7 protein-coding genes are annotated in these 11654 nt (G+C 52.7%); 5 read left to right on the forward strand and 2 right to left on the reverse strand.

Annotated elements, in window-relative coordinates; all coding sequences use genetic code 11:
• Nucleotides 1-398: 398 nt before the first annotated feature.
• The 3 genes from P8N76_11885 (at nucleotide 399) to P8N76_11895 (ending at nucleotide 4566) form a co-directional block, all read left to right on the forward strand.
• Nucleotides 399-2195, forward strand: coding sequence for a hypothetical protein (locus P8N76_11885; protein MDG2382362.1), 1797 nt, complete (start codon nucleotides 399-401; stop codon nucleotides 2193-2195).
• Nucleotides 2196-2277: 82 nt separating this feature from the next.
• Entirely contained in the window at nucleotides 2278-3501 is a 1224-nt protein-coding gene (locus P8N76_11890) for a hypothetical protein (GenBank protein MDG2382363.1), read from the forward strand.
• A 270-nt stretch (nucleotides 3502-3771) separates the two neighbouring features.
• On the forward strand, nucleotides 3772-4566 hold the full coding sequence (locus P8N76_11895; protein ID MDG2382364.1) for a sulfotransferase family 2 domain-containing protein: 795 nt from the start codon (nucleotides 3772-3774) through the stop codon (nucleotides 4564-4566).
• 85 nt (nucleotides 4567-4651) lie between these two features.
• On the opposite strand, the gene P8N76_11900 is transcribed toward P8N76_11895, so the two are convergent.
• Both P8N76_11900 and P8N76_11905 read right to left on the reverse strand, forming a co-directional pair.
• Entirely contained in the window at nucleotides 4652-5431 is a 780-nt protein-coding gene (locus P8N76_11900; protein MDG2382365.1) for a phytanoyl-CoA dioxygenase family protein, read from the reverse strand.
• A gap of 358 nt (nucleotides 5432-5789) precedes the next feature.
• A complete protein-coding gene (locus P8N76_11905) occupies nucleotides 5790-6761 on the reverse strand; it encodes an amidohydrolase family protein (protein MDG2382366.1) in 972 nt (323 codons plus the stop codon).
• Between the two features lie 391 nt (nucleotides 6762-7152).
• Here P8N76_11905 and P8N76_11910 point away from each other — a divergent pair, with 391 nt between their 5' ends.
• Entirely contained in the window at nucleotides 7153-9702 is a 2550-nt protein-coding gene (locus P8N76_11910) for a PSD1 and planctomycete cytochrome C domain-containing protein (GenBank protein MDG2382367.1), read from the forward strand.
• 39 nt (nucleotides 9703-9741) lie between these two features.
• Nucleotides 9742-11196, forward strand: a complete 1455-nt coding sequence (locus tag P8N76_11915) for a DUF1501 domain-containing protein (GenBank protein ID MDG2382368.1) — start codon at nucleotides 9742-9744, stop codon at nucleotides 11194-11196.
• Nucleotides 11197-11654 lie beyond the last annotated feature (458 nt).

The raw sequence follows: 11654 nt of genomic DNA on the forward strand, positions 1-11654 counted from the left end.
GCATGGGTTTCAGTCTACTGGAGCCTATTGATGGATCAAGACCGTTCGTCAACTCTTCGCCCGTCAAAAAAAACGGATTTCAAGAAATCCGAGATTTGTGTTTTTTTTTGGCGGGGTTTGTCCGGCCGTTTCGGTAGGGCTCTCGGAAGGCGAATTTATGCAGGTCGGAAACAACTGCCGCCAATCCACTCATCGCCCCCCCCATTTGCAAAGGTCAGATCAAGATGGCTTATTCGCCCAATCGTTCGTCGCTCCCTAGGCTATCGAAACGTTGCCACCAAAGTGACGCAAAATCGAGACCCAGAGGGTTTCATCCTCAATTTGAACATCTGGAAAACCGCCGCTTGCTAACCGGTTGCCCGCCCCAGGCAGCCGGTGCTGCGCTTGTCGTGCCAGAAATGCACAGTAATCCCGGGGCAACAACCGCCATCTATCTCGATTTCGATGGTCATTGTGAAGCAAATTTCAAAGACGGCCAGGATGCGATCACGCCAGCATTTGAATCCACCGGACGACCTGGGGGAATCCAAGAACAAATCATCGATATCTGGGAACACGTTGCGGAAGACTTTGCTCCTTTCGACGTCGACGTTACCACCGAGGAGCCTGACGGACGATTCTTACGGGTTGCGATCGGGGGTCGGTCCACGGATTGGTTTGACGCTCCCCAAACCAATAGCGGTATCAGTGGAGTCGCTTTCGGTCACGCATTTACGCCCGGAAACCGAAATGTGGTTTATGTCTTCGAACGGCACTCAGGTGAAACAAAGCACGTTGCCGACACCGCAAGCCACGAAGCGGGGCACGCCTTCAAGCTAGATCATCAGACCATTTCAGCACCACGGCCTTCTCCGACGATTACGAAGGCGGCACTCATGGGGCACAGCCACTCAGCCGATCGAGGAATCTGGTGGAGCGGGCTAACTGAGCACGGACAACGTCAGGCTGACGTCTCTATCCTCAATCGCGAACTCGGCCCCCGCACAGACGATCACGGCGACAATCTTCGTTCGGCAACCAGACTTCAGCAAACGCCTTCCTTCCAACCGTTTGCTGGAACCGATCGCAACCGATTGTTCGGCCGCGGCATCATTGAATCTCATGACGACCAAGATTGGTTCGCCTTTACCGTCCAAGACGCAGGACAAATCGTCATTGAGATCAGCGCTGGTGAAGGAATCGATGTCGATCAAGCCGCAGTCAGTGATCAGGGCAATGCAAATCTGGATTTGGAATTCACCGTTCGAACCGTAGCGGGTGACGCAGTGGCCCATCTGACCACCGATCGTCTGGGGGAATCCTATCGTATTGATGCAGTCCCACTCGCCTTGCCTAACACCATGCCAACGCTCGAAGTAGGAAATACCTATTTCTTGGAAGTAGTCAGCCATGGCAGCTACGGAGATCTGGGCAACTATACCGTGACAGTCGATGGCCCCGTCGGCTTTGGCCCCAAAATCATAAATGCCGATCTTGCGCCATCGAATCTCGGCTGGAACAGTCAACCGGTGCAACGCGTCGTTGATCAGATGTGGATCACATTCGACCAGCCGGTTAATCCACAGACAATCGACTCTACGGACATCCAACTGTTTGATCCACGAGGTAATCAAATCCGCATTAACTCCGTCAGTCCACTCAATTCAACCGATCCTCGAACCTTTGAAATTAACTTTCCAACTCAAAGTTTATCGGGAGACTACCAGGTCACCATCGGCCCGGAGATTCAGGGGCAAAACGGTGTTCGATTAATGGATCAGGACGGCGATGGCAACGGAGGAGAGCCACTGGAGGATCGATTTGTGTTCGGCTTTTCAATTCGAGGAGGATTCCATGACCTGCGAGATCTGGACACCAAGCTCGACAAATTAGAAGTCTTTGGCGGGCTCGCCAAGGAAGCTTACACCTTGCCCGATTGGAAACAGCTCAGCAAGGATCCGAACGTTGACCGAGACGAATTCTTTTCACAAACACAGGACATGGATGAACTGTTTGATGAACGGCTTTCGAACAAACGTATTGCATCCTCGTTCTTTCATCCTGAACAACCGACGGCAAAACAACCATTCGATGAAGTAAAAAACCGCGTCGTTGACTCGAAAGCGTCTTTTGCCCCACTGAACTTTGCTCCAATCCAAAAAAATTCCGTGAAAACTTCTGATTTATTGGCGGGTTCATCTCGCGACTTCCGGTAACCCCTTTAGAAGCCCCCCCTGATTGAATCCGTGTGACGGATTCAATTTCGATCGCCAGCCTTAACCTTTGAAGGGTCCAATCATGAACTTCAAGTCGACAAAACGAAAGAAAGATCACAAGCGAAAAATCTCCGCGATCAGCAACCGACAAACGCAACTTGAGTCGTTAGAAAAACGCGAACTATTGGCCGGTGATTTAGTCAGCGGAAACCTGGTCGAAGTGGAAAACTCAGCAAAAGCGGAAATCCAGGCCGCCTATGCAACAGCTGCACCCGGTGCAACCTTTCAGCACGAAACATCGAAAAATAGTCGGCCCGAGGGAACGAGTGATCCACGACTAAATTTGGCGGCTGAATCTGTCGATTCTCTGCTGTCTGCCATCGAATCAGATGGAGCAACTATCGATCTCGGCGGAGTCCTTGGGAGCCTTGGGAATCAAGGCGATGATGGAACTCGCGTGGCTCCATCTTCGACGAATGATACGGCGTCATTTTTGGATAACCTCTCGGGCCAAACTGATGATGGAACGACGACCGGTGAATCCGATCCAACCTCGCTCTTAATCGGTGCACATTTGGGGCACGCGGGAGTCAATCTTGGCGATTCGGGTCTGCCAGATATCGGTGGCGGTACAAACGTTGAACCCACCGTAGCAGAACTCACCGGTACATCCGATAACTCGCTATTGTCCGAATACAAAGGTGCGTTGTCGACCTTACCGGATGATTCACCTGCCCTGCCCGAATTCAAACATCAAGACGGTAATGTGCAACAAGGCATGGGACTTGTCGGACCGGAAAAGGCAAAAGCCCAATTGCGAGAGGTGATGAACCCAACAAAGACACCAACCACGACACCAGAAGCTACTGAACCAAAAGCTACTGAACCCAAAGATCCGGGTCCACAAGATCCGGGTCCAGAAGAGGAACCCTGGTACACAAGGTGGTGGAAAGCAGTTTTCGGTGACAACCCTGACCCATCCGGAGAGGGTGATCGCGCGGCAATGTTCTCAATCGAAGATATCGCGGCTTTTGAACAACGGATGCAAGAACGTTCGCCTTCGGATCCCCCCGAACCCGACATGGGAAGCGATCTGGATGTGGCAAGATTTGAGCGTGCCGTCGAACTTAATCGCTGGAACACGATCAATCCGGTTCCTGACGGGGATGATGCGGGTGGCGCTGGCGAGCAAGGCGACGCAGCCCCCGTCGTACCCACCAATCCACTGACGGATCCGCCAGAACCCGAAACTGGTAGTGGCCGCGACCCGCTTCCGCCGCGACCTGAGCCGTTACCGATCTTTTGAGGTTGGTCTCTCACACAAAACGCTATCGATCGCCTTTCGGAATCGTCCTCGTTCGACCAACGAGCTTCGATTCCGAAAGGCTTTTTTCAGTTGGAAAACATCGCGCATGGTAAATACCATGCGATTGACAATGATAGCTACCAAGATGCTGGCAGCGGACAAAAAGGTGGCTGACACCTTTTTTCAATCCTTGAGGTAGGATCCGGGACATGAATCTGATAACCTCCCGCCCACTCGGTTGCTGCTAGTCGAACGACAAGAGGACCATCGATGATTTCTCATCGCCATCAGTGCCTATTCGTACACATTCCGAAGTGTGCGGGACAAAGTGTCGAGCGACTTTTTTTGGAACTGCACGGTCTGACCTGGAAAACTCGTGAACCACTGCTGTTACGTTACAATTCAGATCCCACCCAGGGCCCTCCCAGACTCGCACACCTCAAAGCCAGCGAGTATGTAAAATGCGGTCACGTCACCAGTGACCAGTATCAAAACTATTTTAAGTTCGCATTCGTTCGGAATCCCTGGGACCGACTCGTCTCACTCCGCAAACACCTTGGTTTTGCTCACAGCGTCGACTTCAAAACATTTGCCATGAAAATTTTCCCAAACGAGATCTGGAAAGAGATGCACTGGTTCGTTGGGCCTCAAAGCGACTTTCTATATGGACCGGACGGCGAGTTACTCGTCGACTTTGTCGGTCGATTTGAGAAGCTGGCCGAAGACTTTCACCAGGTTTGTTTGCAGAGTGGCTTACCGCCGAAACCGCTGCCGAGATCGAACCAGGCGAGAAGTTTGCGCCGAATGCTATCGAAGTTTCGCCAAGTTGGTCCACACATGCTGCAACATCCGCTACAAACCGCTAGAAGCTTATGGAATGTCACACGGCCCCAACCCGCATCCCAACCAAGCCACGGAGTACGGCATTACGAGCAATACTTTGACAAGGAGTCGCAGGAGTTCATCGCCAACCTCTATCAGGCTGATATCGCTAACTTTGGCTATCGTTTTGGCGTGACTGACGAGTGCCAGAAGCCGCTCCCAAACAGAAACGCGGCCGCCTGAAAAGCTTCCTGTTTGCGACGTCTCCAGGAAAGCCGCCAAAGCCTCGCTGGCCGTGAAAAAACCCTGTCAAGCGCCCCTTGATGGTTCATTCCGGCCGCAGATCGATGTATTCTTTTGCCTGCTGGCCAGCGTCACCGCGAACAAGATAGACGGGAACCCAATGTTCCTTGACATCAACCGTGACCGTCTTGGCGTTGGCATAACGCATCGTGTAGGCAGCCCGACGCCGATCACTCGTGTTCGGACCGCTCCCATGTAATACATAAGAATCATGGATGCTCATGCTACCGGATTTCATTTCCAACGGTACGGCTGCAGCCGCCATAGCATCGGTCACTTCGACGGTTAGCCCCAATAAATCATTTTTACCTGTGGCGACCTTCTCTAATTCGGGATAGCCCTGGTGACTGGCAGGGATCACCTGCATACAGCCGTTGGCAAGATCGGCATCATCAATCGCAAGCCACACCGTGCCTACATCGGTGCCCCTGATCGAATGCCAATAGGTATTGTCTTGATGCCACGCCACGGGCAATCCGTCTCCCGGACATTTCACGATTAAATGCGACATGATCAAGATCAAGTCGGGCCCTAAAACGGCCTCCACGGCATCAAGCACTCGCGGATGCCGGCACAGTTCCAGCCAACACGCATCTTTCGCATGAGGTTCGGTGAGATATTCCGGACGCGCGTTTACTTCTTTGTGTTCGCCATCTTTGTAGACCACCATCCGCTCGGGCATACCGTCGATTAGCTCGTCGAGCCGCTGATTTACGATTGCGACTTCATCTGGTTTCAACACATCGTGAAAGAGGGAGTAGCCCTCACTGTCATATTGCCGAAAAGAATCAACGTCGCGGTTCATCAGCTTGTCCCAGTCGGCTATTCCACCCGTAGCGGCGGTACAATTCCAGGAAGTTAACGGGGCAGACTTAAATCCTTTAAATGCCAAGGCGTTGACCATTAGAGTCAACCCAAATCGGGAGTTCAAGCATGCCAAATTGCTTCATCGCCGTCACATCGACCGATCGGCCAGTTTCACACCGCGCGGTCGGCAGGAACTCACCGGAATCGGCGTGACGAATCGGCTCGCCATCCTGACTGACTCTAGTCTGTCCCAAGTTACGGGTCAACAGTCTCACGTTATCTGGCCTACCGATGCCTCTGCCGTGCCAAATGTTGGTTCGACATTCGCACGAAGTCGATGACAACATGCTGTTCCGCTAGGAAAAGAAAACTCGCTCTGCCGTTTTCCTGAGAATCCACTCGCGATCGTCGGGCGAAAGAAACTCAAGCTCACGCTTGATCAAATCAATCGATGATTGATAGGTATGTCCTGGCTGGACTTGAAATGGGCAATCACTCGCCCACATAATCCGTTCGGCACCAAAGGCATCTCGAACACGTCTGATCATTGGGCCTAAATCACGATACGGCATCATCTTTTTGCCCAGCGCGTAATAGGCAGAGACCTTGAGAGTCACCTGTGGAAAACGGGCTAACCGACACAGCCGATCAAGATCTTTTTTGCGAATGGATCCGTCGATACCAACACGCGCAAAGTGATCGATCACCACAGGGGTCCGCGGATACTTTTGACACATTCGATCAACGGACGGAATAAATTCAGGATCAATCAAGTGGCACATTGCGAGCTGTTCCTCGGCGCCACAGCGCCACATCGCCTGCATCCCCTCACCCGTGAGCCAATTGTTGGGCTTGCGATCGCCGGGGCGAATCCGGAACCCGCGCACGCCTTGCTTCGCCAAGACTTTCATTTTGGCAATTGGATTCTTCCGCTCGTCGACAACAGCGACTCCAACATATTCCCCCGGCGCCATTCGGATGGTGTTCAGCATGTAACGATTGTCAAATCCATAGAAGCTCATCTGAATCAACACGATGCGATCAACGCCGTTCGGCCTAGCCTGCGCCATTAACTCAGCGGGCGTAAAACTGGACGGTTTCATCTCTTTTTGAGTGAATCCATCGGCCAAAGGATATCGCTTTGTGTCGGGGGTCCAAACGTGCACGTGTGCATCAATCAAGCCGGACCGCTCATTTGAACTACCGACTGCCGTCTGACCACGCAAGCCACCGATTCCGAGCCCGATTCCAACTCCCGAAACACCGATGCGCAACAACTCGCGACGCGTTGCCACCGCCGCCTGGTTTACGGCGTGCTCATCCTTCATTGCGGCAAACTCCCAAAAGCCAATTAGAATTGCTGAACGACAGGAACATTGTCACATCAGCCACACTCTCGATCACTTGCCATTGTAACGAACAAGCAGAGATTAAATCTATCAGTCTGGAGAAAACCGACGCGATTCAAACGAAGCAGACGGGGCGTTCTCAACGCTCTTTCGCACGAACAATCTTGCCCACAAAGAAACCGACGGACTCTATTTATTTACCTGCTTTAACTGTCAAGCTTTGATTCCCCAGCGAGTCTGCACAGAATCGACCAACGTATTTTCAGCGTTCGCTTTGATTCTGCCCCAACAGCGAGTAAGATAACGCTACGCGTTGCCCCCACCAAGCTTGCACGCTGCCCCTTGCACGCTGCCCCCTACCCTGGTCAGTATGTTCACAAAATCTCTAACAATCATCTGTGTCATTCTCGGTTCATCCACACTATGCGGCGGTGATGAATTGACATTTGAGAGGGACATTCGCCCGATCTTTCGAGCGCATTGTTTTGACTGCCACGGTGCCGAAAAAAAGATGGAAGGTGGATTGGATTTACGCCTCGTGCGTTCGATAAAAACCGGCGGTGAATCAGGTTCCGCCATCGACCTGAACAGCACAAATGACAGTTTGCTACTGCAGCGCATCAAAAGCGGCGAGATGCCCCCGACCGAGCATCCTGTCCCCGCGGATCAAATCGCAACGATCGAAAGGTGGATCCGAGCGGGTGCGATTACTTCGCGGCCGGAACCAGCGACGATCGGAGACGGACTCGGCATTTCCGCGGAAGAACGATCGTACTGGGCCTTCCAGTCGATTCAGCGATCCTCCGTGCCAGAAATTCAAAACGTGAATCGAGTCCGAACGCCAATTGACGCTTTTCTGCTGGCTCGCATGGAACCGATGGGCATGAGCTTCGCCGATGATGCGGAAAAAGCCACCCAGATACGTCGAGCCTACTTAGATCTCATCGGGCTGCCACCCACGCCAGAACAAGTTGAAGCATTTTTGGCAGACGATCGGGACGATGCTTGGGATCGGTTGATCAACGAATTACTTGACTCTCCTCACTACGGTGAGCGGTGGGGTCGGCATTGGCTTGATGTGACCGGATATGCAGACTCGGAAGGCGCTACCAACCAGGACCCCGAGCGACCTTGGTCATTCAAATATCGTGATTGGGTAATTCGAGCATTCAATCAAGACATGCCTTTCGACGAATTCATCATTTGGCAATTGGCGGGCGATGAACTGGCCGAACGGCCCTTCAAGAATATGTCATCTCGCCAGATCGACATGCTCACCGCAACCGGATTCTTGCGGATGGCGGCCGACGGGACCTCCGCTACGAACGATGAGCAAACACGTAATCAAGTGATGACGGACACCATCAAGATCGTCAGTTCGGCACTCTTGGGGCTGTCCGTCGGTTGTGCTCAGTGTCACGACCATCGCTATGATCCGATTTCCCAGGTGGATTACTATCGGTTACGTGCTGTCCTCGAACCAGCGATCAACTACAAAAGTTGGACTCCACCGGCGAAGCGACGACTGTCCCTCTTCACGGATGAAGATATTGCCAGCTCCAAGGCGATCGAAGCGGAAGCCGCCGTATTAAGCAAGCAAAGGCAAAAACAGCAATCGGAATATATGGAACTGGCGTTGCAAGCAGAGTTAGCTCAAGCCGACGAATCGATTCGCAAACGATTAGAAGAGGCTTACCGAACCGCCGGAGACCAGCGGACAGCGGAGCAAAAAAGTTTGCTCGACAAATACCCTAACATCGGAAAATTGCACCCGGGTGTCTTGTACCAATACAACAAAGCGAACGCAGACAAGCTCAAGAAACTGGACGGCGAAATTGCCAAAATCCGCAGCCGTAAACCATCGGAAGAGTTTTTGCGGATAGCTACCGAACCGATCGAAGACCAGCCGCCGATCACATCCCTGTTTTATCGAGGCGATTACCGACAACCGAAACAGCCCGTCACTGCCGGCGGATTGACGGTTGCGGCCCCCAAAGAGAGTCCGTTTTCAATTGCCGAGAACAATCCGAAACTGGCATCGACCGGTCGGCGACTTGCCTACGCGCGTTGGCTAACCAGCGGCCGCCATCCGCTGGTTGCGAGGGTCTTGGTCAACCGTATTTGGCTACACCACTTCGGCCAAACGTTCGTTTCCACCCCCGATGAATTCGGCAAGCTGGGTTCCCTACCGACCCACCCACAACTACTCGACTGGCTGGCGGATGAATTCATGTCCAAGGGGTGGAGTCTGAAGCACCTACATCGACTAATCCTATCCTCCACGGTATATCGACAGCGATCAGTCGCCTCCAACCTCGCACGTAAAATCGACAGTTCCAACCAATGGTATTCGCATTTCCCCGTCCATCGACTGGAAGCTGAGGTTATTCGCGATTCGATGCTGTTTGTCAGTGGCCGGTTGGACCCAACAGCCCTGGGCCCGGCTGTCAAAGTTGTCAGCGACGATACGGGACAAATTATTTCAAAAGGCAGTCGCCAACGGCGTAGCGTCTACTTGCAAGTTCGACGAACACAGCCAGTGGCACTGCTGAAATCGTTTGATGCGCCGGTGATGGAAGTGAACTGTGGTAAACGCGAGTCATCTACCGTGGCAACGCAGTCCTTGATGCTAATGAATAGCGATTTTGTCTTAATGTTTTCCAAAGCTTTCGCCGAACGATTAAAACCAGTCCTTGCCCAAAACCCCAACAACCAGAACCCAAATAACGCGCTGACACACGGCTGGCGACTTGCCTACGGCCGTACTCCAAATGCAGACGAACTGGCGCTTGCCAACGAATACTTTGCCGAACAATGTAAATTACTAGAAGCCAAAAAGGCGGAATCCGTCCAAGTGCAAGCGCTGACCAATTACTGTCAGGCGTTGCTGACGTCGAATGAGTTCCTGTATATCGATTAAAACGGTCACTTAAAACCGATCAAATGATGACGGTGCTTTATGAACAAAGACAATCGAGCAACAGCTCAGCTAACCCGACGAGGTTTTCTCACCGAAAATGCGATGGGTGTTGGTATCTTTGCGTTGGCATCACTGTTGGCAGAAGAGCGACTACTGGCTTCCCCCAAAACGGTTCAGCTGCAGCCTCCCACATTCGACCTGGCTCCCAAGCAACCGACTCAGCCAGCTCGCGCAAAAGCGATGATCTCACTGTTCCAACACGGAGGTCCCTCCCACATGGACCTCATGGACCCCAAGCCCGAATTGAGTCGTTTGGATGGCAAAACCTATGACGGCAACGTTGGGTTTAGTTTTATCAAACGCGCGACCAAAACCTTGCACGGTTCACGATGGAAATTCCGCAAATACGGCCAATGCGGGACTGAGATATCGGAATTAATGCCAGAACTCGCCTCGATCGTCGATGACGTGTGCATCGTCCGGTCGATGCATACTGGGCACAATGGTCATGAAGTATCAATTCGCTACATGAACAATGGCATCGCCGGGGTGACCGGTCGTCCATCGCTTGGCAGCTGGATCACTTATGCACTCGGCAGCGAGGCACAGGATTTACCGGCCTATGTCGTGTTGACCGATCCCGGTGGTCATCCCGTTGATGGCGTTCACAATTGGTCGAATGGTTGGATGCCTTCTTTGTTTCAAGGTACGGTTCTTCGCCCCAAGGAACCACGCATCCTGAATCTGGACGCACCCCAGCACTTGCGTGGCGAAGTTCAGGAACACAACCTGGCGTTCCTTAAAAAGTTGAATGATCGCCATCTAGAGCGTCATCAAGGCGAGTACGATTTGGAAGCTCGGATTGCCAGTTACGAACTGGCGGCCAAGATGCAGGAATCCGCTCGAGAGGCTCTCGATCTGTCCCAAGAGACCAACTCGACAAAAAGCATGTATGGACTGGACCATGAAACAACACGCGAATACGGAACGCGATGCCTGATTGCCCGGCGACTTGTCGAACGGGGCGTCCGATTTGTTCAGCTCTTCCTGGGCGGTCAACCATGGGACAATCATAACGACATCCGCAATACGCTTCCTGCGGTCTGTCGACGTACGGATCAGCCCTCAGCCGCACTTGTGAAAGACCTCAAGCAACGTGGCATGCTCGACGATGTTCTTGTCCATTGGGGTGGCGAGATCGGACGCTTGCCGGTCGTCGAAGGCGATCCGCTGAAAGGCGGGCGAGACCATAACGGCCAAGGCTTCAGCATGTGGCTGGCCGGCGGCGGCATCCAAGGAGGCACGACCTACGGAGCAACGGATGCGGTCGGTCATCGGGCAGTTGAAAACATCGTCAAGCCCCATGACTATCAAGCGACTGTCTTGAAACTTTTCGGCATGAATTATCGAGAATTATATTTCCTGCACAACGGACAAGAGCAACGGCTTGTGGTTCACGATGACGCAAACGTTTTGGACGATATTATCGCCTGATTCGGACCAGTCCTCGTTAATTATTTTTGCTACGAATCTCGCGGTTCACGTTATCGTCGATAACCGAGTAGCTGATAACGGCCTAGCCAACAATTAGAACGCTACTTCAAATCCAAGGTCAAATGCTCGTTGTTCTGCGGGCGTTAATTTGTCTTGCGCGTTCATTGGAGGAATTGAACACATGACACGACTGCTGGCCAAAGTGGCATGGTGCCGCCGGCTTTCGTGTTTCCCTGAGTCCGTCGGGCGAGTAAGCGGAGCCTGCGACTGGAGATGCCAAGCAGCTTTGCGTTGTTGGCCCTGAGTCTGTTGGCACGCTTGGGCTGCCGGTCATCAAAACAAAAGGCGAAGTCGTGCCGGCTGTTACTGGCGAACGACTTGCTCCTGCGGGACGGCGAGAGCGGTGAATCCTTCCGGCTCTCAGTAGCTAAGATCGCTTGACGTCCGGCAGATCGTCG

The organism is Pirellulaceae bacterium (genome assembly GCA_029243025.1).
Lineage (GTDB): Bacteria > Planctomycetota > Planctomycetia > Pirellulales > Pirellulaceae.